At 67.0% G+C, this 24,062-nt stretch carries 21 protein-coding genes; 9 read left to right on the forward strand and 12 right to left on the reverse strand.

Annotated features, from left to right (window positions below; all coding sequences use genetic code 11):
* Nucleotides 1-67: 67 nt before the first annotated feature.
* The 7 genes from LTA6_RS05245 to LTA6_RS05275 all read right to left on the reverse strand — a co-directional run bounded on the left by LTA6_RS05245 (nt 68) and on the right by LTA6_RS05275 (nt 7,290).
* Entirely contained in the window at nt 68-1,030 is a 963-nt protein-coding gene (locus tag LTA6_RS05245; RefSeq protein ID WP_341976486.1) for a hypothetical protein, read from the reverse strand.
* A complete protein-coding gene (locus LTA6_RS05250) occupies nt 1,027-2,040 on the reverse strand; it encodes a hydroxyacid dehydrogenase (RefSeq protein ID WP_407358844.1) in 1,014 nt (337 codons plus the stop codon). Before LTA6_RS05250 ends, LTA6_RS05245 begins: the two co-directional genes overlap by 4 nt.
* Nucleotides 2,037-3,098 carry a dihydrodipicolinate synthase family protein gene (locus LTA6_RS05255; RefSeq protein WP_407358845.1) on the reverse strand — a complete coding sequence of 354 codons (1,062 nt, stop codon included), beginning with the start codon at nt 3,096-3,098 and terminating at the stop codon, nt 2,037-2,039. Before LTA6_RS05255 ends, LTA6_RS05250 begins: the two co-directional genes overlap by 4 nt.
* On the reverse strand, nt 3,098-4,132 hold the full coding sequence (locus LTA6_RS05260; RefSeq protein WP_341976489.1) for an epimerase: 1,035 nt from the start codon (nt 4,130-4,132) through the stop codon (nt 3,098-3,100). The genes LTA6_RS05255 and LTA6_RS05260 overlap by 1 nt, the downstream gene beginning before the upstream one ends.
* Before the next feature lie 20 nt (nt 4,133-4,152).
* Complete coding sequence (locus LTA6_RS05265; RefSeq protein WP_407358846.1) at nt 4,153-5,073, reverse strand: carbohydrate ABC transporter permease; 921 nt, start codon at nt 5,071-5,073, stop codon at nt 4,153-4,155.
* Nucleotides 5,070-5,975 carry a sugar ABC transporter permease gene (locus LTA6_RS05270; RefSeq protein WP_341976491.1) on the reverse strand — a complete coding sequence of 302 codons (906 nt, stop codon included), beginning with the start codon at nt 5,973-5,975 and terminating at the stop codon, nt 5,070-5,072. The genes LTA6_RS05265 and LTA6_RS05270 overlap by 4 nt, the downstream gene beginning before the upstream one ends.
* Nucleotides 5,976-6,048: 73 nt before the next feature.
* Nucleotides 6,049-7,290: an ABC transporter substrate-binding protein gene (locus LTA6_RS05275; RefSeq protein WP_407358847.1), complete on the reverse strand. Its 1,242-nt coding sequence runs from the start codon at nt 7,288-7,290 to the stop codon at nt 6,049-6,051.
* A gap of 189 nt (nt 7,291-7,479) precedes the next feature.
* Between LTA6_RS05275 and LTA6_RS05280 the strand changes: the two genes are divergently transcribed.
* The 7 genes from LTA6_RS05280 (at nt 7,480) to LTA6_RS05310 (ending at nt 16,118) form a co-directional block, all read left to right on the forward strand.
* Complete coding sequence (locus LTA6_RS05280) at nt 7,480-9,951, forward strand: carbohydrate binding domain-containing protein (RefSeq protein WP_407358848.1); 2,472 nt, start codon at nt 7,480-7,482, stop codon at nt 9,949-9,951.
* Between the two features lie 157 nt (nt 9,952-10,108).
* Entirely contained in the window at nt 10,109-11,278 is a 1,170-nt protein-coding gene (locus LTA6_RS05285) for an ROK family protein (protein WP_341976494.1), read from the forward strand.
* The gene (locus LTA6_RS05290) at nt 11,275-12,279 is read left to right on the forward strand and encodes a Gfo/Idh/MocA family protein (RefSeq protein ID WP_407358849.1); all 1,005 of its coding nucleotides are present in this window, start codon (nt 11,275-11,277) and stop codon (nt 12,277-12,279) included. The genes LTA6_RS05285 and LTA6_RS05290 overlap by 4 nt, the downstream gene beginning before the upstream one ends.
* Entirely contained in the window at nt 12,276-13,301 is a 1,026-nt protein-coding gene (locus LTA6_RS05295; protein ID WP_407358850.1) for a Gfo/Idh/MocA family protein, read from the forward strand. The genes LTA6_RS05290 and LTA6_RS05295 overlap by 4 nt, the downstream gene beginning before the upstream one ends.
* Before the next feature lie 35 nt (nt 13,302-13,336).
* Entirely contained in the window at nt 13,337-14,557 is a 1,221-nt protein-coding gene (locus LTA6_RS05300) for an aminotransferase class III-fold pyridoxal phosphate-dependent enzyme (protein WP_407358851.1), read from the forward strand.
* Complete coding sequence (locus LTA6_RS05305; protein WP_407358852.1) at nt 14,554-15,303, forward strand: amidohydrolase family protein; 750 nt, start codon at nt 14,554-14,556, stop codon at nt 15,301-15,303. The genes LTA6_RS05300 and LTA6_RS05305 overlap by 4 nt, the downstream gene beginning before the upstream one ends.
* Complete coding sequence (locus tag LTA6_RS05310) at nt 15,300-16,118, forward strand: amidohydrolase family protein (protein ID WP_407358853.1); 819 nt, start codon at nt 15,300-15,302, stop codon at nt 16,116-16,118. The genes LTA6_RS05305 and LTA6_RS05310 overlap by 4 nt, the downstream gene beginning before the upstream one ends.
* Before the next feature lie 43 nt (nt 16,119-16,161).
* Here the strand turns inward: LTA6_RS05310 and LTA6_RS05315 are convergent, their stop codons facing one another.
* From LTA6_RS05315 to LTA6_RS05335, 5 genes are all read right to left on the reverse strand, one after another.
* Entirely contained in the window at nt 16,162-16,743 is a 582-nt protein-coding gene (locus LTA6_RS05315; protein ID WP_407358854.1) for a GNAT family N-acetyltransferase, read from the reverse strand.
* Nucleotides 16,744-16,880: 137 nt separating this feature from the next.
* Entirely contained in the window at nt 16,881-18,038 is a 1,158-nt protein-coding gene (locus LTA6_RS05320) for an MFS transporter (RefSeq protein WP_407358855.1), read from the reverse strand.
* A gap of 159 nt (nt 18,039-18,197) precedes the next feature.
* Nucleotides 18,198-18,674 carry a cytochrome C5 gene (locus LTA6_RS05325; protein WP_407358856.1) on the reverse strand — a complete coding sequence of 159 codons (477 nt, stop codon included), beginning with the start codon at nt 18,672-18,674 and terminating at the stop codon, nt 18,198-18,200.
* A gap of 109 nt (nt 18,675-18,783) precedes the next feature.
* Complete coding sequence (locus tag LTA6_RS05330) at nt 18,784-21,291, reverse strand: FtsX-like permease family protein (RefSeq protein WP_407358857.1); 2,508 nt, start codon at nt 21,289-21,291, stop codon at nt 18,784-18,786.
* A complete protein-coding gene (locus LTA6_RS05335; RefSeq protein WP_407358858.1) occupies nt 21,291-22,061 on the reverse strand; it encodes an ABC transporter ATP-binding protein in 771 nt (256 codons plus the stop codon). Before LTA6_RS05335 ends, LTA6_RS05330 begins: the two co-directional genes overlap by 1 nt.
* Before the next feature lie 108 nt (nt 22,062-22,169).
* Between LTA6_RS05335 and LTA6_RS05340 the strand changes: the two genes are divergently transcribed.
* Complete coding sequence (locus tag LTA6_RS05340) at nt 22,170-23,402, forward strand: sensor histidine kinase (RefSeq protein WP_407358859.1); 1,233 nt, start codon at nt 22,170-22,172, stop codon at nt 23,400-23,402.
* Nucleotides 23,390-24,028: a response regulator transcription factor gene (locus tag LTA6_RS05345; protein WP_341976508.1), complete on the forward strand. Its 639-nt coding sequence runs from the start codon at nt 23,390-23,392 to the stop codon at nt 24,026-24,028. Before LTA6_RS05340 ends, LTA6_RS05345 begins: the two co-directional genes overlap by 13 nt.
* Nucleotides 24,029-24,062: the final 34 nt, after the last annotated feature.

Raw genomic sequence — 24,062 nt, forward strand, 5'->3', positions numbered from 1 at the left:
CGACCAGAAGCACGAGTCCACGGCGTCACGAGTGCGTCGCTGTCTTGGATCTCAGCAGGTTGGATCGTCAGTTCAGCCCTGGTGCCGCGGTCCTGGCGATCTCCGCGGCGCGGATCGTGTTCGAGACGACCATCCGCGCCTGCGACCAAGGAGCCACGACGCGTGCGGACGCGCCGTCAGCGAGCAGCGCGCGGATGAGTCCCTCGAATCCCAACGAGATGTTCGGTTCCTCCGTGTCGAGAGCGACAGAGAGGATGCCGTCGGTCGTGACCAGCTCCACGGCATAGGCATCGGCGCCGGGGACCCCGGTGACAAGCACCTGCACAGGGATGTCCTGAAGACCGCCCCCGAGCCGAAGCACACCGTCGATACCAGCCGCGTCCTCGGACCGCGTCGCCGATACGCCGCCGCCCCTCCGGGTCCATCCCGAACCACCGGTGAGATCCGCGCCGGGAAGAAGGGTGTCAACCATCTCCCAGGCGTGCACACCGACCGTGACGAGGGTTCCACCCCCGAGAACCGGGTCATCCTGCCAGTCACGGCCGGGCTGCTGGAATGCGGCGTTGTCGTGCTGGGCGTACACGCGTACGCCCAGCACATGTTCGGCGACGACCTCGGCGGCGAGGGCCGTGAGCGCAGGAGCGAAGCGAAGGACAGAGCTCGTGCCGACGGGGACCGCTGCGGCGGTGATGGCACGGTCGACGGCGGCGAAATCCCTCATCGACGCCGCGATCACCTTGTTCACGAAGACCGGAGCGGTTGCGCCAACGGCGCCGAGCGCGCGAAGGACTGAAGTCACCTCGTCCGGCCGGGGCGTCGCGATGACGATGTCGGGTTGCAGCCGAGTCAGCCCTTCGACGGAAGGCACATTCGATCCGCCGAAACGTGAAGCGAATGCCAGGCTCGCCCGCGTATCGACGTCGTACACACCGACGATCTCAGCTCCGAGCGAGAGAACGTTTCCCGCATCGGCGTGAGGGTGTGAGTGCGCAAGGCCGGCGAATGCCACACGCAGCGGCGATTCAGTCATGCCATCGACGACAGCTGTGCACGGTCGATCACGTGCGCGAGGGCTGCACCCCCGCAGAACGCGTCGAGCTCGTCGGCGATGATCCGCCCCTGACGCAGCCGGCCCTCGGTCGTTCCGGCCGCCCGATGCGGTGTGAGCAGCACGCCGGGAAGCGAGCGGAAGGGGCTGTCGGCGGCGAACGGCTCCTCATCGAACACGTCGATCGCGGCAGTGAGACGGCCGCTGCGCAGCTCGTCGACGAGTGCGGCCTCGTCGACGAGCCAGGAGCGCGCCGTATTGACCAGGCCGGCGCCGTCGCGCATCAACGCGAGCTCCCGGCTGCCGATCAGATGATGCGTCTCCGGCAATGTCGGTGCATGCACTGCAACGATCTGTGCGCGAATCAGCGCCTCGTCGAGAGAGACGAGTTCGGCGCCCAGCCCAGCCGCGGCGGCCGGGTCGAGTGTCGGATCGACGACGAGCGGGTCGGCGCCGAGAGCGCGAATCAGCTCGAGATAAACGCGTCCGGTGCGCGACGCTCCGATCACGGCGATCGACGCCCCCAGAATCTCGTGCTGCGCTCCGGCGCCAACTGCCTCGTACCACCCTTCGCCCTCGCGCAGCGCGTTGTGCAGTTCGGGCACTCGGTGAAGCAGTGCGAGCGTGAACGCCAGCGACACCTCCGCCACCGAACGCGCCATCCCGGCGCCCGCTTGGGTGACGACGATGCCGCGGTCGAACAGCTCGTCGGTCGCGAACGGCTTGATCGTTGCCCCCGTGTGCGCAATGAGCTGCAGCTTCGGCAGCGACGAGAGCACATGTGCGTCGAAAGGCTCTGCCCCCCAGCTGGTGATGACCACTCGGGCTTCGCCCAGGTCGGCGTCCGGCAGTCGGTCCACCCGCTCGAATGATCCGCCGAGACGCGCGGCGGATCCGCGAAGCCGCGCCTGGTCGGCTGCAGAGAAGAACTCCGCGAACAACTCGGCGTTCACGACGGCGACGACGGTCGGGGCGCTCGTCACGGCAGTCATCGCAACCACGCCTCGAGGTTCTCGGCGATGAATGCGTCGTCATTGAGCTCGGGGTAGGCCTTTCGAACCCGTTCGATCTCGTCCGCCTGACCGGGCGAGAGCCCCTCGGCCGGGTCGAGACACCACACGCCTTCGAGGAGGCCCTGCTGCCGGAGCATCTCATGCACCCCCGCGATGACGCCGTGGAAGTCGTGCTTCGGGTCGAAGACCGCCTGATTGACGTCGACCATGTCTGAGGCGAGGAGTCCGAGCTCGCGGTAGGCGTCAGCATCGCCCTCCATCGCGCGACGCACCCGCTCCAGCAGCGCGACCGCAGCACGAGTGCCGACCGCCCACTGGCCGAGGAGTCCGCCGACGAATCGGAGCGTGCGCCGACCGGACGGGGAGTCCACGTGGAACTCCGAGAGCAGATCGGCGACGATCGCGTCGTCATTGCCCGTGTAGAGCGCGATCTCGTCGGCGCGACCGGAGGCCGCGACACCGCGCACCAGTTCCAGCGTGCGATAACGATCGAAGGGTGCTGCCTTGACGGCCACAACAGCGGGGATGGAGGCGAACTCGCGCCAGAACTCCCGATCGAGCACGGGGCCTCCAATGGCGGTCTGCAGGTAGAACCCGACGACCGGCAGCACCTCCCCCACCGCGCTGGCACGGTCGAGCAGCGCCCGATCGTCTGCGCCGTCCACACGCGGACTGACGAGCACCGCGTCGTATCCGAGATCACGAGCGAGCGTCGCCTCGGCGACCGCCTGCGCCGTGCCCCCGGCAACCCCGGCGATGCGGACGAAGGCGGCCCCGGCGCGCGCATCCATCTCCTCAGCCGCGAGCGCGAGAACCGGCTCGAACAGCGCGTGCTCCGGGTCGCGGATCTCGAACTGGGTCGTGTGCACCCCGACCGCGATGCCGCCGGCGCCGGCGTCGACGTAGTAGCGGGTGAGCGCACGCTGACGACGCTCATCGAGCCGACCGTCTGCGGTGAGGGCCAGCGGGTGTGCAGGGATCACGCTGCCGCGCGCGAGGGTCGTCGCTGCCTCAGGACTCAGCGTGGGCACGGCCATCAGAACTTCCCGTCCCGCACGGACCACTTGGTGGGCTTGGCGGTCATCGGCAGCGCATCCGCGATCCAGTCGGCCTGCATGCGGATGAGTGTCTCGGCCGGCACGGACGGGTAGCCGAACAGCGCCATGCACCGGCGCGCATCGCTGAGAAGCGCGGTGGATTGCGGCTCGTCGATGAGCGTGACCTCGCGGTCGAACAGGGTACCGAAACGGCGGGCGATCGACTCGACGCTCAGCAGTTCAGGGCCGGTGAGGTTGATCGTGAACGGCACGGTCGACGCGTGCACGAGGCTGCGCAGCACCACCTCGTTCGCGTAGCCCTGCCAGATCACGTTGACATTCGCCGTCGCGACCGAGACGGGTTCGCCGGCGTGCACGGCGCTGCCGATGTCGGCGAGCACGCCATAGCGCAGGTCGACGGCGTAGTTCAGACGGATGATCGCCACTTTCGTTCCGCGCTCCTGTGCGCCGAACTCGAATACGCGCTCCCGCCCGAGGCAGGACTGCGCGTATTCCCCGATGGGAGCGGGAGCGAGCTCCTCGGGTGCTCCGCCAGACGATGCGGGCACGAAGGGGTAGATGTTGCCGGTCGAGAGCACCGAGATCGCGCTGTCACGGTAACGGCGGGCCACCCGGTCGGGGAGCGCGGCATTGACCTCCCACGCCCACGAGGCGTTAGTCGCGGCCCCGAACTTCGCACCGACCATGAACACCACGTTCGGAGCATCGGGAAGTGATGTGAAATCGTCGTTCTCGATCAGGTCGAACGACACGACGTTCACGCCCGCCGCCTCCAAGCGCTCTCGGATCGTGACGTCACCGAAGCGGGAGACCGCGTAGACCGCGTCCTCCTGACGGCCTGCGGCATCCATCCCTCGACGGGCGAGCATCGCCAGCGTCGGGCCCATCTTGCCTCCTGCGCCGAGAATGACGACGTCACCCTTTCCCTTGGCGAGGTCATCGATCAGTTCGGCGCTCGGTGTGGCCAGAGCCTCTTCGAGTTCGTCCTCCGAAGAGAAACTGTGCTGAGTCATGCGGTGCTATCCCTTTCTTCTCAGCCTTTGATGCCGGTACCGGCTACACCCTCCTGCACGTACCGCTGAGCGATGAGGTACGCGAGGAAGATGGGCAACAACGCGACGACCGACCCTGCGAGCATGGTGCTCAGCGGAACGTTCTGCTGCTGCAGCGACGAGATGCCGACGGTGAGTGTGAACATCGAGTTGGACTTGGCGATGATGAGCGGCCACAGGAAGTCGTTCCAGTGCCACAGGAACACGAAGATCCCAAGGGTCGCGAGGATCGGCTTGCACAGCGGGAGCACGATCCGCAGGAAGATACGGAACTCGCCGGCGCCGTCGATGCGCGCGGCCTCGAACAGCTCATCAGGAAGCCCCTGGATGAACTGGCGCATCAGGAACACGGCCTGAGCGTTCGCCAGCGACGGCAGGATCAGACCCCAGTAGGTGTCGACGCCGCCGAGGTTCGCCATCAGGATGAAGGTTGGGATGAGGGTGACATGGAACGGCACCATCACCATCGCGAGGAACGACCAGAACATCACTTCTTTGCCACGGAAGCGCTTCTTGGCGAAGGCGTATCCTGCGAGCGCCGAGAGGAACAGAACGGCGACGACCGAGACGAGGGAGTAGATGAGCGTGTTGCCCAGCCACCCGATGATGTTCTGGCCGCTGAGCACCTGTTCATAGGCCTCAAAGGAGATATCGGCCCAGGGCAACAGCGAACCGGGGAGTTCGACGACCATGCCCGGCTTCAGGCTCAGCACGACCATCGCGTAGAACGGGAAGAAGCTGAGAATGCCGGCAAGACTCAGCCACATCCATCGGATGAAGATGCCCCAGCGTGTGGGCTCGAGGGCACGGAACGCGCGACGCTTCTTCGACGTCACCCTCGTCGATGATGGCGTCTGCCCCTGCGTCTGCGTCGACTTCGGCGGCTGCAACAGAGCGGTCATTTCTGTCTTCCGATCACAAGGCGCTGGATGAGGGCGACGGCCAAGGTCATGATGAACAGCGCGACCCCCACGGCGGCCGCGTATCCGTAGTCGAAGTAGCGGAAGCCCTGGTCGTACAGCAAGTAGACGAGCGAGTAGCTGGCGTTGGCAGGGCCGCCTTGGGTCATCACATAAATGACGTCGAAGACCTGGAACGCGGCCGTCGTCTCGATCACTGCGAGGAAGAACACGGTCGGGCGCAGGTGCGGAAGGATGATCCATCGGAAGCGTTGCCAGGCGCTCGCCCCGTCGACCAGCGCCGCCTCCTCCAGCTCTCGAGGCACGTCTTGCAGTGCCGCAATCATGATCATCATGCCGTAGCCGAAACGGGCCCAGACACCGACGACGATGATCGCAGGGATGACGAGGACGGTACTGCCGAGCCAGGATCCGCTCAGGCCCAGGGGCGACATCAGCGCCGACCAGGGGCCGTTCGCAGAGAAGATCCAGACGAAGATCGAGCCGGCGAGCACCAGCGACGTGATTACCGGAAGGAAGAAGATCGAGCGGAAGAAGCGGGCTCCCCTGAAGGCTCGACGCACGCCCAGTGCCATCACCGTCGAGAGCACGAGCGAGATCGGCACGGCGAAGATCGTGTAGGTCACCGTGGTGCCCAGCGCACGCCAGAACAGCGGATCGGCGACGAGGCGCTGGAAGTGGTCGAGGCCCCGCCATGCGATCTCGCCGGTGATGTCGTAGTCGAAGAGACTCAGAGCGACACCGACGATGCTCGGACCGAAACGGAAAGCGATGAAGAGGAGGAACGCGGGGAGCACGAACAGGAAAGCCACACGCGCTTCCCGTCGGGCCAGCACCCGCGCGACCCGCCCCATGGGCTTCTTCGCCGTGATTGCCGTCGTCATTGTCGTTACCTCACGTGGGGAGAGTGGCGGAGGAAGAGGGCGTGCGGTGTACTCCCGCACGCCCTCGATCTTGCTACTTCTTCAGCAGCGGTGCAGCGGCGTTCGCGGCATCCTTGAGCGCGTCCGCCGGGGACTTCTGCCCGAGGAGAGCCGCCTGGATCTCCGGCGACAGAACACCCATCAGCGCACGCGAGCTCGCGTCGAGCTCGCCCACCGTGGTGTCCGGCACGTACTTCTCGACCTCGCCGAGCAGCGGGTCGTCGGCGTAGAGCGGTTCTGTGGTGCTCAGCGCGGAGAAGAAGCCGGCCGCCTTGAGGTACGGCTCGACGATGTCTGCCCCGGTCGCGAACTCCGCGAACTTCGCCGCGGCATCCTGCGCCTTCGAACCCTTGAGCACCGAGAGCGAACCGACGGTGCCGTATGCGATGGATTCCTTCTCGCTGAGCGGCGCCAGGACCATGATGTTCTCCGCGCCCCAGAACGACGAGACTTCGGTGACTGCGTTGTTCCACGTGCAGCCCACCTTGCCCTGTGCGACGGCAGTCTGCTCCAACGGGACGTTGGTCGTCAACGCCTCGGGGTCGAGCGCACCGGACGTTGCGAGATCCGTGAGGAAGGTGAGAGCCTGCTCACCTGCCTTGGAATCGAACCCGACGTCACCGTCCTTCGTATACACCGCACCACCGGCCTGCCAGAGCAATGGATAGAACGTGAGGTTCAGGGTGTTCTCCGCCGACGCCGGATAGTTGAGGGCGTACATGCCCTTCTCCGTGAACTTCGGCGCCATCTCGATGATGTCGTCCCAGGTCTTCGGGTACTCGGCGACACCCGCCGCTTCGAACGCCGCGGCATTGCAGATGAGCGGCATTGCACTCGTGAGGATCGGAGCGCCGAGAATGTCGCCCCCGATGGTGACCGATGTCTTGACGTTCGGGAGCAGGTCGCCTTGTCGTTCTTCGCTGAGCACGTCGTTGAGCGGGGCGATCGACTTCTGGTAGGCCGCGAGCTGATCCGGGATCAGATAGACGACGTCGGGGCCCTTGCCCGCTGCGATCGCAGTCTGGAGCGCCTCGTCGCGGTTCGCCCAAGGGAAGATCTCGTATTTGACGTTGACGTCTTTGTTCTCCTTCTCGAACGCGGCGATCGTCGTGTCCCAGAAGTCCTTGTGCACCGCTTCGTCAGCGATGACGGGGTAGAGCCAGACAGTGATGTTCTTCTCTCCGGATTCGGCGTTTCCGCCGCCGGCCGAACATCCTGCCAACAGCGTCACGGCCGCGATACCCGCGGCGACGCCGGTGAACTTGCTGACGCGCATGGTGCTCCTTTGCTAATGCCGTGCAGGGTTGTTGCATATTATGCCACCTCGAAGGGATAATCCGTCAACCCCCAACTTCCTCCCGCATTTTCCCGCTTATTTCAGGGATATAGATGGCTCTAGCAATCTGAAACATGACTGTGCTAATTTGTTCGCGATCGTCAACGAGGACGGAAGAAGGACTGTGCAATGAAGAGGAAGCTTATTCGCGGCGCGGCCTTTGCCCTGGTCGCCCTCCTGCTGGCAGGAACGAATGTCGCCACGAACTCCCCGTCGGCCAGCGCTTCGACGCCATCGCTCATCACCAACGGCGGGTTCGAAAGCCCGCCACCGGGAAGTTCTCCAGGAAGCATCCCCGGATGGAGCGCGTACTACGGCGTCTCCGGCTCCACCCGCTCAACTTCGGCGGCGCACGATGGGGCATATGGCGTCACGATGGTCGACGCCACGGCGACTGCTTCTGCGGGACTCGAGACCGACCGGTTCACGGTGCAGCAGGGATCGACGTATCGAGTCGCCGCCGACGTGAAGATGACGACCGGCCAGCCGTGGATCTACCTGCTGTTCTACAACGCCGCAGGCACACGAATCGGCGACAAGAATCAGCGTTTCACCACGGTGCCACTCGGATCCTGGACGACGATCGCCCTGGAGGGCGTGGCACCCGCAGGTGCCACCAAGGCCTCAGTACTCCTCTACTCCTCCCTCTCAGGGATCACCACCGCCAATTGGGACGAGATCGCCGTCAGCAAGGTGAGCACCACCTCCTGGGCGCGCGAGGACCTCGGCGTCCAACTCACCCAGGTGACGTCTCTGCGAGCAGCGACGGCGACGCTCGCCGACGGCCGCGAGATCGCCTACATCCCCGTCCAGGGGACGACGTGTTCGCTCAGCGTCTTCGACATCACCAACGACACCGTCCTGGCGAACGTCGCCGGACCGCCCTCGTGCAAGAACGCGTGGGGTGTCGCTGCCGACAGTCTCGGCACGGTGTACATCGGCGCGAATGACGGCCATCTCTACAAGTACACGATCGGCGGCACCGCGTTCGTCGATCTCGGGGTTCCGGTGGCGAACGGCCAGAACATCTGGGGGCTCGACATCGACAGTTCTGGCCGGGTGTTCGGCGGGTCGTACCCGTCGGGCTCGCTGTGGTCCTTCACTCCGAGCACGGGCGCTTTCCGAGACTACGGTCAGGTGTCGCCGGGGTCTGCGTACGTCCGCGATGTCGCCGTCAGCGGCGACAAGGTCTACGCCGGGTTGGGCACGACGGCTGCCAAGTTCGTACAGATCGATATCGCCACCGGGGCCGTGAGCGACATCCCATTGCCTGCGTTCCTCGCCGCCGACAAGCTCATCTACGACGTCGACGCCAGATCGGGCAAGATCTTCGTACGCGGATCGGATACGAAGGCGCTGGCCGCCTACGACATCACGGCAGGAACCTGGACCGGACTCATCGACGGGAGCGTCGGACTCGAGGTCTCACCCACCGATGCCGCCGGCAACATCTACTTCGTAGGGGCCGACTTCGCAGTGAAGCGGTACTCGAGTTCGGGAGTCCTGACGAACCTCAACGTCTTCCCCGGTGCAGCAGTGCGTGCTTCTGCGATCATCGACTACACCGGTGGACCGTTCAGCGGCCCAACCTTGGCACTCACGACGATCCGCGGCAAGATCTGGCTCTATCACCTCGCAAGCGGGGCGGTCGCGGAACTCGCGCCCCCCATCACCGGACAACCCGCGACGATCGCGACCCTCGAACGGGGACCTGATGATCGGATCTACTCGAGTGCGCTTCAATCGGGTGGTCTTTCTGCCTTCGACCCGGCGACGAGTACGACACACGAGTACCCGCAGGGGGTCCTCGGACAGGCAGAGGGGGCGATCGCCGTCGGCGACGAGCTGTATCTGGGCGTCTATCCCGGCGCACATCTGATGGCGTTCGACCCCACCCAGCCGCTCTCCGCGACCAATCCAGGAGAGTTCGCGTCGCTCGAGGGCGACCTGCAGGATCGTCCATTCGCCTGGGCGAGTCAGGGGAATCAGATCATCGCAGGAACCGTCGCCACCTACGGGCACCTCGGAGGGTCGATCGCTGTCATCGACGCGACGTCGAAATCGGTGACGAAGTACGTCAACATCATCGCCGACGAGAGCATCACGGCGCTGACGTACGTCGGCCCGGACCTGGTGCTGGGAGGAACCTCCGTCTACGGGGGCCTCGGATCGACTCCTACCCAATCGGCTGCGTCGCTCTTCCTGTTCAAGCCCAGTACCGGCGCACTGATCTGGTCCGGCAAGCCGTTCGCCGGCGAGAAGGCGATCACCGCTCTCAAGGTCGCATCCGACGGCTCCATCTGGGGCGTGACTGTAGGCAAGCTGCTGCAGTTCGATCTCGACAGCCGAACGGTTCTCCGCACTTTCGACATCGCCACCGTCGACTGGAACGCGCTGGGTCCGGTCTGGAAGTCGGCGAACATCGAGATTTCGTCGACAGGGGAGATGTACATCAGCGCCTGGGGCAACCTCTACGCGTTCGAAACCACGACGTACCGCCTGAAGCACATCGTGGCGGGTGCGAACCACATCGCCGCCGGCGCCGATGGCGAGCTGTACTACTCATTCAACGAGCGCCTCTGGGTGGCGACACCGCAGTAGCCAATTAAGACAGTGCCATGTGATAATTATCACGAGCACCTGTCGCGAGTAGGTAAGCGTCGATAAGAAGACGGATGCAAGAGCTGCGCTGTTATTACGACAGTGGCGTAGGCTATTTTAGCTTTGCTCCACAACGCAATCGAAAGGGGAACTGCACATGGCGGTGCCAAGCCAACTCTCGATCGTCGCCCGCGCCGCCCTGCATCTTCGTGACGTCGGCCCCGCCACAGTGAACGAGCTGTCGCGCGCCCTCGAGCTGTCGCGCACCTCCGTCGAGAACGCCGTGACCGCTCTGAGTGAATCGGGCACCATCGTCGACGCACCCGTCCGTGGAGGTGGAGGCGCCGGCCGCCCGGCCAGGAGCTACTCCTTCCACGCCGTGGCTGGCGCGATCGTCGGCGTGGACATCGGCGTCGCGAGCATCCGCGTCGTTCTCGCCGACCTCGCGGGCCGAGTCATCACCCAGCGCACTTTCCCCGGCGTCGCTGCACAGGGCGATGGAGCATCGAAGCTGGCAGCCGTCATCGACGATGTGCGCCAGACGCTCTCCTCCGCCTCGATCGCGACATCCAAAGTCAGGGCAGTGGGCGTCTCGCTCCCTGGCATCGTCGACGACTCCGGCCGCGTAACGACATCAGTGGTGATCCCCGAATGGTCAGGCATCGACATCGGCGCCCAACTGCGTCAGGCGTTCGGGTGCCCGGTCGCGGTCGACAACGGCGTGCGCCTGGCAGCCGTCGCCGAACACCACCTCGGCGTCGCCCAGCTCGTCGATGACGTCGTCTACCTCTCTGTCGGCAACCGGATCGCGATGGGACTGATTCTCGGCGGTCACCCTCGCCGCGGCATCCACAACGCCGCCGGCGACATCGGGCGCCTTGCTTTCCGTGGGTTGAACACAGGGACCGGTCAGATCACCTGGCGCACCGCACCGACCGCCGCTGAAGTGTTCGCTCTGGCGCGCGAAGGCGACCAGCAGGCGCAGACCGAGCTGGATGCCTTCATCGATGAGCTGGCCCATGGGATTGCGACTTTGATCATGACGGTGGACCCCGCGATGATCGTGATCGGCGGAGGGCTCTCCGCAGCCCACGAGCAGTTGCTCGACCCGCTCCGCGCGGCACTCCCTCGCCACCTCGGCCTACCGTTCCAGGTACCTCTCACCGAGGCACGTCTCGGGGCGGAGGCTGCGGCGCACGGGGCGCTCGTCCACGCGTTCCAGCGGCACGCATCCGCGATCTATGCGATCGACGACATGCCCGTCCCCCCGATCACCCCGATGCCGCATGACGTGGCCGTCACCGACCCCCTCGAGGAGAAGCAGTGAGCACGTTGAAGGTCGGACTCATCGGCGCCGGCGGGATCTCCCGCGTGCATGCAGACGCCTGGCGTGCACTGGGCGTCGCCGGATACGTGACCTCGCTGGCCGGTGCCGAGGAGATCGCCGAGGAGTACGGCTTCGAGCTCGTCGACGACGTCGATACTCTCATCGGACTCGTCGATGTCGTCGACATCGTGACCCCCAGCAGCACCCACGCCGACTTCGCGCTTCAGGCGATCGCGCAGGGCCGCCATGTGATCTGCGAGAAGCCGCTCGCGGCGACGACTGATGCTGCGGCGGCCCTCGCCCGCGCCGCCGAAGAAGCCGGGGTACGACTCTTTCCTGCTCATGTCGTGCGATACATGGGCGAGTATCGACGCATCAAGGAGGGTATCGACTCCGGGCGTATCGGCACCGTAGCAGTGCAGCGATTCAGCCGAGCGGGCTCCGCACCGCAGGCCCCGTGGTTCTTCTCCGAGAGCACCGGTGGCGGACTCATCCGCGACCTGATGATCCACGACATCGACCAGGCCCTCTGGTTCGCTGGACCGGTGGCGTCGGTGTACGCAGTGCAGAACCCGCCGACCGTCGACGACCGAGTGCCCGCGCCCGTTACGTCCCACATCGTGCTCACCCACCGCAACGGTGTGATCAGCCACATCCACGGCAGCTGGGTCACCCCCGGAATGCCGTTCCGCACCAGCGTCGAGGTCGCCGGTTCCGAGGGGCGCCTTCGCTACGACAGTGCCGAGGATCACGCGTCGCGCACCGATACGGTGCTGACGGCCGGCGACACCGACTACCTGCCTCCGATGTCTCCGCAGGAGAGCCCGTACTACGCCGAGATCGCCGACTTCGTCTCGGCACTGCGCCACGACCGAGACGCCCGTGTCACACCGTCACACGGAATCGAGGCTGTCTCTGTGGCCGAGGCGGCCTACGACTCCATCGCCGCGGGTGAGCCCGTCGCCGTGCCCATCTTCGAGCTCGAGGAAGCCACCCGATGACCGCCCCCGCTCCTTTGAGGATCGCCGTCCTGTCGTTCGCACACACCCACGCGCTCAGTTACGTGCAGGCTCTGAAGGCGATGCCAGGGGTCGAGCTCATCGCCGCCGACCCGGACGGCCGAGACGCTCGCGACGATGCTCCGCGCGGGGCCGAGCTCGCCGCTGAGCTCGGCGTCGCCTACGTCGACACCTACGATGAGGCTTTCGCCTGGCGACCGGACGCCGTCGTGGTCGCGGCGGAGAACTCGCGCCATCGAGAACTTGTCGAACGCGCAGCCGCGGCGGGCGTGCACGTGCTGTGCGAGAAGCCGTTGGCGACGACCGTCGACGACGCGATCGCCATGCGCGATGCCTGCGACCAGGCCGGTGTGATCCTCATGGTCGCGTACCCCGTGCGCTTCGCCCCCGCCGTGCGCGACGCCATCGCTGACTTGCGCAGCGGCCGACTCGGACGCGTGCTCGGGGTCACCGGGGTGAACAACGGCAAGCTCCCGCAGGATCGCGCCTGGTTCACCGACCCGGAGCTGGCCGGTGGCGGAGCGCTCGTCGACCACGTCGTGCATTGCGCCGATCTGCTCGACGAGTTGCTGGGTGAGCGCGCGGCCACGGTGCGCGCCGTGTCGAACGGATTCCTGCACGCCGACCGCGAGCTCGCGGTCGAGACCGGCGGGCTCGTGACCATCCAGTACCCGAGCGGTGTCATCGCGACGATCGACTGCTCATGGAGCTGGCCGATGAGCTCGGCCACATGGGGTGGACTCACACTGCAAGTGGTCGCCGAGCGCGGCACCGTCACGGTCAGTCCTTTCGCGAAGGGCATCGCGGGGCACGACGCCCGCGGCGAGACCTGGGATCCGGTCGGCGCAGATCTCGACGTTCTGCTGCTCGAGGAGTTCGTCGCCGCGGTTCGCGGCGACCGTCAGCCGCAGCCGGACGCCGGCGTCGGCATCCGTACCGTCGAGATCGCCAAGGCCGCGCAGGCCTCAGCAGCGCGCGACGGCGAGGTCGTCTCCTTGCGCTGAATCGCACCAGCCCGCTGACGGCAGAGAGGCCAAACATGCAGACCCCGCAGACGAACCACAGTTGGCGAGAGCGCGCACTCGCCATCATGCCGGTCGGATCGAGCACGAACTCCAAGGCGCCGGTACTGCTTCCGGAAGAGCCGGAGGTGATCGTCCGGGGAAGCGGATGCCGGGTCTGGGACGACAGGGGCCGCGAGTTCATCGACTACCGGTGCGCGCTCGGGCCGATCACCCTCGGTTACGCCGATGAACGCGTCGACGCCGCAATCCGCGCGCAACTCGACGACGGCATCCTGTTCGGACATCCGCATCCGCTGGAGACCACGACGGCCGAGCTGTTCTGCTCTCTCGTGCCCGGCGCCGAAACTGCGCGCTTCCTCAAGACCGGCGGTGAAGCGCTGGCTGCGGTGATCCGAATCGCCCGCGCGCACACGGGACGCGATCGGGTGGTGCAGATCGGGTACAACGGCTGGCTCAATTCGCTCGCAGCTGGTGCGCGTGTGCTTCCCGGGGCGACATCGGATGCCGTTCCCGGAGTGCCAGGGGCACTCGCCGAACTGCATCACGCGGTGGACTGGGAGGACCGCGCGGCGCTCGATCAGCTGTTCCTCACGCGCGGCTCTGAGATCGCGCTCATCCTGATCGCCGCGGACTACCCTTCGTTACCGGATTCCGCCGGCTTCTACCGGTACCTCAGGGATCTCGCCGATCGGCATGGGGCGCTGCTGGCGTATGACGAGATGGTCACCGGCTTCCGCGTGGCGCTGGGTGGCATGGCCGAGGAGACGGGCGTCGTCCCCGACCTATCCGTGTTCGGCAAGGGCGTCGCGAACGGAATGCCGCTTGCCGTGTACTGCGGGCGACGCGAGGTGCTCGATGTGCTCGATCGCGGGGAGGTCGTGGTCACGTCGACGTACGGGGGTGAGACGCTGTCGCTCGCGGCCGCCACCGCGACGATGACCGCGTTCCGCGACGACGGGATCATCGCCCGCCTTCATGCGTCGGGCGTCCTGCTGCGAGATGGCATGAACTCACTGTTTGCGGAGGCCGGTGTCGGACTCCGACTCGAAGGGCACCCTGCCTGCCCGCAGTTCGTCGGTGACGATGCGACGCTGCGCATCTTTCTGCGCGCAGCCTTCCAGAACGGGCTGTCCTTCTATCGCGTCGTCTACGTGAGCGACGCGCACACGGATGCCGACATCGACGAGACTTTGAACAGAGTCGCCCACGTTCTGAGCGAGATCACGGGTCCATGAGCGGCATCGACGCGCATACGCATCTGGACGAGGGCCGGTTCGACCCCGAGGTGTTCGTCGCCGGCGAGCGCCTCGGCATCAACCTGTTCCTGTGCAGCAACATCGGCGCGTTCCAGCCGCACCCCGGGCTCGACGAGGTCAAGGAGATGAACAGCGTGCTGGTCGGCGAGCTGGGCCGCCACCCCGACCGCCTCCGCGGATACTGCTACGTCAACCCGCGCTTCGGGAAGGAGAGCCTGGACGACGTGCGACGCAACGTCGAGGAGCACGGCATGATCGGCGTCAAGCTGTGGATCGCGACACTGGCCGACGATCCGCTCTGCGACCCGATCCTGGAGTACGCCGCGGAGCACCGACTCATTGTGCTCGCGCACGCCTGGCGCAAGACCGTCGGGCGCTTCCCGTATGAGTCGACAGCCGACAACATCGCCGCCGCCGCACGCCGCCACCCTGACGTGCGCTTCCTGATGGCGCACCTCGGCGGCCAACCCGAGTCTGCGCTGAATTCAGTCCGCGCGGTGCCGAACATCGCCGTCGACACCTCGGGGACGATCATCGGCGGTGGAGAGGTCGCCCTCGCGGTGGAGCGCCTCGGCATCGACAGGGTGGTCTTCGGCTCCGACCTTCATCACATCGATCTCGCGGCCAACGTCGGGAAGGTGCTCGGTGCGGGACTCGACACCGATGCGGAGGAGCGAGTGCTCGGTGGCACGGTCGCCCGCTGGCTCACGGAGGTGATCGCATGACCGCGCAGGGACGGATGCTGCTCAGCGGATTCGCGGAACTCGGCGCGACCGACACCACCTGCTTTCTCGGCCAGTGGCCGTTTCGGCTGTCGGCCGCCGCTGACGTCGAGAAACTCCGCGAATACGCGGACCGCCTCGGCCTGCGCTCGGTCTGGGTCTCGCACCTGGCCTCGCTGTTCGGCTTCGACACTCGCAGCGGCAACGAAGCCGTGCTCACGGCCTGCGCCGACGACCCGCTGTTCCGCGTCTTCGCGACGATCGATCCGCGTGACGACGACTGGCCGGCCGAGCTGGATTGGGCGGCGGATGCGGGAGCGCAGGGGATCAGAGTTGCGCCGGGCTTCCACCGGTACGACGTCGCGGCCGTCCAACCTGTGCTCGCCGCGTGCGCAGAGCGGGAGTTGCCGCTGCAGCTGATTGCACGGCTAGACGATGCACGGGTTCGGCATCCGCTCTCCCCCGCGGTCGACCTCGAGCTTCACCGGATCGCCGACCTGGTTCGGGATCGTCCCCAGCAACCGTTGCTGATCAGCGGGCTGAACCGTGCGGACTGGATCGAGCTGAACCGCCACCTCGGCGACGATGCGCCCGAGAGCATGGTGCTCGACCTCTGGCATGTCAATGGTCCGACGCACGTGGCCGACCGCCTCGGCGACGACCCGGAGCGCTGGGTGTTCGGCAGCGGCTTCCCGGTGCAGACGCCGGAGGCGACGGCGCTGCAACTCGCGGCATCCGCGCTCTCCACTGACATGCTGCAGGCGATCACGTCCAGGAACGCCGCCTCCCTGATCTACGCCGACCCGATCGGGCCCTGACGCTCGCTCCGGTCGCGGCGTCGAGGACTCGCTCCGGTCGCAGTCACTGACGCTGAGAAGGCCCGCTCTCCGGTCTGTCGATGCGTGAGATGACGTGGAGTGGGGCGTCGATCGGGTTGTCTGGTTCCATGTCCCCTTCACCGACCCGTCGGAAACCGGCCTTCTCGAGCGCCCGCCAGGATGCGACGTTGCCCGCGACGACGCCGACGATGATCGCAGGGCAGTCCGGATAGCTCGACCAGGTATCGGCGACCACGGCCCGGATGATCGCCGAGCCGAGCCCCTGCCCCGTGCGGGACAGATCGGCGATGAGGTAGTCGATCGTCACCGCACCCGGCGGCACCTCGACGATCTCAGTGAACTCCTCGAAGTCTTCCGCGTAGTCGGCGATACGGGATCGCTGCACGAGCGCGGTCGGCTGACCGTCGACGAAGACGAGGAGATCTTCGCCCGCCTCCTCACCACGGGTACCGGGGCCGAAGTCTCTCGCCACCCCTTCCGGCGTGAAGTCGTGATGCCAGTAGCGGTGAACATGAGGCCTCGCGAGCCAGTCGCTGAGCAGCGGGAAGTCCGCCTCCACGACCGTTCTCCACTCGATGGTCGGCGCGCGTTCGTCGTCCCGCATGACCGAAGTCTCGCACGCAGCCGACGCCGTGCGGCGAGGACGATTCTCACCGAGTTGAGCGAAAGAGCCCACTCCGGTCGCAAGAAGTCCCGGTATTCGAGCCGAATTCCGGGACTTTTTGCGACGGGAAGGTCTCGTCACCTCGCGGGACGGAACTGCCGTACCGGCGCGAGCGCCCAGATGCCGATCAGCGCGGCGGCGAGCGTGGCGGCAACCGCTGCCCATGGCACGCTTGCGGCACCTCCCTGCTCGTACGCGACGCCCGCGACGGCGGGCCCGACGAAGGCTCCGAGATTCAGGGCGACGGTCGCATACGCCCCGCCGAGGACAGGAGCACCCGTGCCCTCCCGGACGATGCGTCCGATCAGGGCGGATCCGACGGCGAACGACAGCGCCCCGCAGAGCATCGCGAGGAGCGTCAGCATCACGGGTGACGAGATCAGGACCGCGAATGCCGACCACGCGCCGGCGAGAGCGACCGTTCCGACCGTGATCCAGGACCGCTCTCGCCGTGCCGCCCACCGACCGGTCGCGGCGACGCCGAGGAACGCGCCGACCCCGAACCCGGCGAGGAGCAGGGGAATCAGAGTGGCATCGATGCCGGCATCCGCCCCGATCACTCCGAGGAACGTGAAGACCCCGAAGGTCGCGGCGTTGACGAGAACAGCGAGCACGATCGCACCGAGCACCGGGCGCCGGCGAAGCTCGGCGAGTTCACCGACGAGACGGATGCGCGGTGTCACCGCGTTCTGCGTGAGCGAACGATCCAGGAGCAGCGCGATCAATGCCGGCAGACAGAGCAGCACCACACCCCAGAACGTCGCCCGCCACCCGAACGCGTTCGCGACGAGGGCTCCCGCCGGCACACCGACGATCGTGGCCAGCGTGGTGCCGGCGAGAAGTGTCGCGACGGCCCGGGTCGTCTGACCTGCCGGAACCAGACGGCCCACCGTCGCGAGAGCGATGGCGAGAAAACCGGCGTTCGCGAGAGCGGCGACCACGCGGGTGGTCAGCAGCACCTCGAACGACGGGGCGATCGCCCCGACGACGTGCGCGAGCACGAACACCAGGAGGAACGAGATGAGCGCGCGGCGTGGACTCCAGCGCGCGCCGATCAGTGCCATCGCCGGAGCGCCGACGACCATGCCGATGGCGAAGGCCGAGGTGAGAGTCCCGACGGTCGCGGGCGATACCGCCAGCTCGTCGGAGATCGGAAGGAGAAGGCCGGCGAGCATGAACTCGCTGGTGCCCTGAGCGAAGATCGCCAGAGCAAGGACATAGAGCAAAAAGGGCATGAAGCATCCAGACGTGCGAGGTCGCGTCATCCCGCAGGAGAGCGACTGAGCGAAGAGGGGTCGACAGGATGCGGGGAGCGCACGACGTGCGACTCGACCCGCGACCTAGCGTCTGTCTGCTTCAGGACTCACAACGAGAAGCCTACGCCTCGAAAGCGTTCAGGAAGCGGCGTCGAGCTCTCTGACCTCGACACCATCGACCTCGAGCTCGTCATCGAGCTGGACCAGGATCCGCGAGGTGGGGAACTGCTTCGGCGCGAGGAAGGAGAGCAGCACGGCGTCGGCGAACACGACGACCGAGGTGGCCTCCAGATCGTCGCGCAGGTCGATCTGCTCGATCACCGGCTCGTCATCGACCGCATCCTCGATGTCCTCGGCGACCTCGTCGATCACAGCCCGCCAGCGGGATTCACCCACAGAGAGGATGCGCGAGACGGCCTCGATGAGCGCGTCCTGATCGAGCTCGTCCTCGTCGTCCTCGTCCTGGAGTTCCGGGTCGACGTTGACCGTCACGACGGCGCCGGCGGCGTCGATGCTCGCCCGCCCGTAGATCAACCCGTTCTCGGCGACCGGTTCATCGAGCAGACCGCTTTCGACGATGCGTGCGAGGAGAGAATCGAGCTGAGCGGAAGACATGAGACCAGTCTTTCGCATCCGGCCCCGGCGTGGGGCGCGGCGTTCCCAACTGCGCGAAGTGGGGCCGGATCCCGTCGGATCCGGCCCCACCCCCCGCGCAGTTCGTGCGTTACTGCCGCGAACCGATCTCCTCGACCGGTCGACCCCGCATCGCCGAGCGCGTCGCCACGGCCAGCGCTGCCAGCGCGAGAGCGCACATCGAACCGATCACGATCAGCGACTGCAGGAGCGGCAGCGTCGGGATCGGCCGCCCGCTGATCCCCATGCTCATTCCGATGAGCGGCGGGATCGCGATCGCGACACCGAACACCATCGCGATGAGCGCGAGCATCACCGCCTCGGTGCGCATCATGCCGCGCACCTGGCGCCGGGAGGCGCCGATCAGCTGCAGGAGCGCGAACTCCCGCGACCGCTCACCGGTCGCCATCATCAGTGTGTTCACCACGGCGATCGCGATGTAGCCGAGGATGACGATCAGAGCGACCGCGTTCACCCAGCCCTGCTGCGAGCGCACGTCGGCACCCGCCGCCTGGGCTCCGCTGCCACCGCCGACCACGAATCCGGCGTCCGTCAGCGCGGTGCGCACGTTCTCGACGTCGTCACCCGCGTTGACCAGGGCGAATCCGCTCAGCGCACTGGTGGTGTGCTGTCGAACCACCTCGCCCGACATCGTGATGTCGCCGAATCCCAGTCCACGTCCGTAGATCGCGACCACCTCCGACTCGAAAGGCACCCCGTCGCCGAAGCGTCCGACGAGGGTGTCGCCGACATCGAGACCAAGGGTCTGCCTGGCATCCGTGCTGAGCGCGACCTCACCGGCGCCGGCGAGGGCGTCCAGAGAGCCCTCCTTGACCTGAAGATCCATCGTGCTCTCCGCGGCATCCGTATCGATGCCCTGCAGCACGAGCGCAGTGCGGGTGATCTCCTCTTTTCCGAGTTCGTGATGATCGAGAACGGCTTGACTCACCGTGACCGGGTTGACCGCGACGACTCCGGACTGCTCCTCGATCAGCTGGATGCCCTCATCCGACAGCCCGCCGGGTGCGCTCACCCGCAGCTGGGAGATCACACCCGCCTGGGTCTGGGCGTTGGCCTCGCTGGCGATCATGGCGGGGGCGCCGAGCTGCACGAGCCCCAGCGAGATCCCCAAGGCGATCGGAGTGATCGCACTGGCCAGTCGGCGCGCATTGACCGTGCCGTTCGCAGAAGCGAGGAACCCCGCCGCGGACGTCTTCCGGAGCACCGCTCCGATGAAGCGCACGGTGAAGCTCACCAGCACGGGCCCCAGCAGCGCGAGCGCGATGATCAGGATGATCGATGCTCCCGCCGCCGCACCCGCCGCGCTCTGACCGCGCACGACGAGCGGCACCGTCGAGATCGAGAGGCCCGCAGCCGCGAAGACGATTCCGGTGATCAAGCGTCCGAGGCTGAGCGATGTCGGGCCGGTGGCCGATTCGCGCAGCGCCTCGATCGGGTCGATCTTCGCCGGACGGCTGGCAGCGATCCGAGCCGCACCCCATGCAGCGCCGAGCACGAGCAGCGCCGCGACAGCGGCCGGAATCGGACTCGCGGCGAGCGCGAAGTCGCCGGGGATCACTCCGGCCTGGACGAACGCGCCCTGCAGCACGGTGGCGAGGAAGTATCCGGGAACGATGCCGATCGCCGCGGCGATCGCCGAGACCGTCAGCACCTCTCGTGCGACCAGACGGTGCACCTGTGCGGAGCTCGCCCCGACCGCGCGGAGCAGAGCGAAGTCGCGGCGGCGCGACTGCACCGACAGCGAGAGCGTGCCCGAGACGATGAACATCGCCACGAGAAGGCAGGTGCCGGCGAAGGCGGAGCCGATGGAGACGAGCGATGCCCGCGCCGCCCCGGAATCGAGGAACTCGACATCGCCACGGCCAGCGCCCGTCTGCGCGGTGACCTCGGGGAAGCGTTCGGTGATCGCGTCGGCCAGAGCCTGCGGCGTCGTGCCGTCGGCGGCGAAGACGCCGAGGATCTGGGCGTCGCCGTTTCCGGAGTCGAGCTGCGCGATGCGGGCCTCACTGAGGAACACGTGCCCGATTCGCACCGGTTCGGTCGCGGCATCCGCGATGCCGACGACGCGGTACTCGGCGCGGTCGCCGCCGTGGGACAGGGTCAGCACATCGCCGAGAGCGGCGGTCGATGAGGCGGTGACGACGACCTCGTCACGCCCGGATGGTGCGTTGCCCGAGCTGATCTCGAAGCCGCTCAGAGCGGATGCCGACCACGGATGCGCCTCGATGGGACCTGCATCCGAGGCGAGCGTGACCGTGACGTCGGCGACGACAGCCTCGACACCGGGGAGCGCGGCGATGGCGTCAGCCGCGTCGTCCGGCAGCGATGCCCGCTCGACGAGCGGTACCGGGAGGTCTTCCGGAACATCGACGGCCTGGCTGCCGCCGACGATGACATCGGCGTTCGTGTAGCGCTCGGGGGCGAGTCCGCCGCGCATGCCGGATTCGACGAGAACGCCGAGACCCGTGATGAGGGCCGTGGCCACGAGCACAGACACGGCGACGCCGACGAAGCTGCCCGGGTTGTGGCGCAGATCGGCGCGGACGAGTCGGCCGAAGCCGAGGTGAGTGGTCGCCATCACCACTCCCCGAGCGCGCTCATGCGGTCGGTGATCTGCGCGGGGCTCGCTCCGTCGAGGTGACCGGCGAAGGCGCCGTCGGCGAGGAAGATCACCCGATCGGCGTGCGAGGCGACCACCGGGTCGTGGGTGACGACGACGACCGTCTGATCCAGTTCGCGTGCGGTGTGCGCGAGAAGGTCGAGCACCTGCTTGCCGGAGCGCGAGTCGAGGGCGCCAGTCGGTTCATCGCCGAAGACGACGTAGGGGCGCGTGACGAGCGCGCGGGCGATCGCGACCCGCTGCTGCTGACCGCCGGAGAGCTCGGAGGGCCGACGGTCACGGCGATCGGCGAGGCCGACGGATTCGAGGAGGAAGTCCAGCCATGATCGCTCGACGGAACGGCCGGCGAGCAGCAGCGGCAGTGTGATGTTCTCCTCCACCGACAGCGCCGGAAGAAGGTTGTACGCCTGGAAGACGAAGCCCACGTGGTCCCGTCGGAACGCGGTGAGCGCCTTGCGCCGCATCCCCGAGATCTCGGTTCCGCCGAGACGGACCGTTCCCGTGCTGGGAGTGTCGAGACCGGCCGCGCAGTGCAGCAGCGTGCTCTTGCCGGAGCCGGACGGTCCCATGATCGCGGTGAAGGTGCCGCGCCCGAGAGTGAGGTTGACGCCGCGGAGTGCGGTGACGGCGTTGGCGCCGGAACCGTACTTCTTGACGACGGATTCAAGACGCAGGGCCTCGGTGGATTGCGGCATCGCTGGGGCGGCACCGGGAAGAAGTGAAGTCATGCTTCGACGATAGAAAGGTTCGAACGGCGGCCCCATCCAGCAGAACACCGCATCGATGGTGGTGCTGGCTATACCGTGCGAGGTCGTCCGCTGCGGCAGACTTGCAGGATGGGTGAACGGATGCGGCGCTGGCTGCGCGACTGGCGATTCGTCGCCGTCGAGGCGGGGGCGTCCGTCGTCTCCGTCATCCTGTTCTGCCTCGGCCTCGCGCTGCTGCCGATCATGCTCATCACCGGTGGTGTGCTGTTGATGCCGGAGGCGGTGAAGGCTCTCCGCTGGTGGAGCGACATCGCCCGCGACCGCATCGGCAAACGCCGCGGCGAGCAGATCTTCGGATCCGCCAGTGTGCTGCCGAACAGGTCGACCATCGACGAACGACTGCGCTTCGCGTTCTCGCGCTCAGCCGGCCGCGATGCGCTGTGGCTCACCGTGCATGCGCTGCCGGTGCTGTTCATCACGCTCACGACGGTGCTGATCCCGTTCGGCGTCGTCAACTCGCTCGCCGTCATGTTCTACTGGCAGTTCGCGCCGGCCGATGATCCCATCACAGCGCCGTACCCGGTGACATCGTGGGAGCTCGCGGCGACCATGCCGCTCGTCTCGATCGCCTACGCGGTCGTCTCGTGGTGGCTCATCCCCGCCGTCGCGCGGCTGCTCACCTGGATCTCGGCACGCCTGCTCGCCGCGCCCCCGAAGACGCTCCTCGCCGAACGAGTGGATGCGCTGACCCTCAGCCGCGCCGCGGCCCTCGACGCGCACGCGTCAGAACTGCGTCGCATCGAACGCGACCTGCACGACGGCGCACAGAACCGGCTGGTCAGCGTGGTGATGATGCTGGGCCTCGCGGAGCGCGCACTCGAGACCGGCGCGGGCGACGCCCTCGCTCCGCTCCGACGAGCGCAGGATGCCGCGACCGACGCGCTGGCGGGTCTGCGTCGCACCGTGCACGACATCTACCCCCCGATCCTTGACGAACTGGGGCTCGAAGGAGCATTGGCGTCATTGGCCGGGCGGAGCGTCGTTCCGTGCACCCTCGAGATCGACGATGTGCGTCGGGTACCGGCCGCGGTCGAGTCGGCGAGCTACTTCGTCGTCGCCGAAGCGCTCACCAATGTGAACAAGTACAGTGAGGCCGCCCACGTGGTGGTGCGGGTCTCGCGCGACGACGACCGTCTGCTGATCGACGTCGAAGACGACGGGGGCGGCGGTGCCACCGAGCGCCCCGGTGGGGGGATCGCCGGCATTCGACGGCGCGTCGAGGCCTTCGAGGGCACCCTGACAGTGACGAGTCCGGCCGGCGGCCCGACTCAGATGAGAGCGGAGCTGCTGTGCGGATCGTGATCGCCGAAGACGACACCCTGCTGCGCGAGGGGCTCGCTCTCCTACTGCGCAGCGAAGGTTTCGATGTCATCGCCACCGTCGACAACGGGATCGACTTCCTCACCCACCTCGACGACGCGGATGCCGCGGTGCTCGACGTGCGGATGCCGCCGACCTTCACCAGCGAGGGCTTGAAGGCTGCTGCCGAGGCACGATCGCGTCGCCCCGGGTTCCCCGTGCTGGTGCTCTCGGCCTATGTCGAGGACCGGTACGCCGGTGAGCTGCTCGCGGCCGGAGCCGATGGGCTCGGCTACCTGCTCAAGGAGCGCGTCGGCAAGGTGGCGTCGTTCGTGGATGCGCTGCGCCGCGTGGCCGCCGGCGGCACCGTCATGGACCCCGAGGTGATCTCCCAGCTGATGAGCCGACGCCGCGCCGACGACCCGGTGCAGAGCCTCACCCCGCGTGAACGCGAAGTGCTCGACCTCATGGCCGAAGGCCTCGACAACACCACGATCGCCGGACGCCTCTTCGTCACCGAGACCGCGGTGAGCAAGCACATCGGCAACATCTTCGCGAAGCTCGGCCTTGCCTCCAGCGACAGCGGTCACCGCCGAGTGCTCGCCGTGCTCGCGTATCTGCGCAGCTGACCCTCGCCCCGGCATCCGACGCCTGTCATCAGGC

It is taken from the genome of Microbacterium sp. LTA6 (assembly GCF_045690355.1).
Taxonomy (GTDB): Bacteria; Actinomycetota; Actinomycetes; order Actinomycetales; family Microbacteriaceae; genus Microbacterium.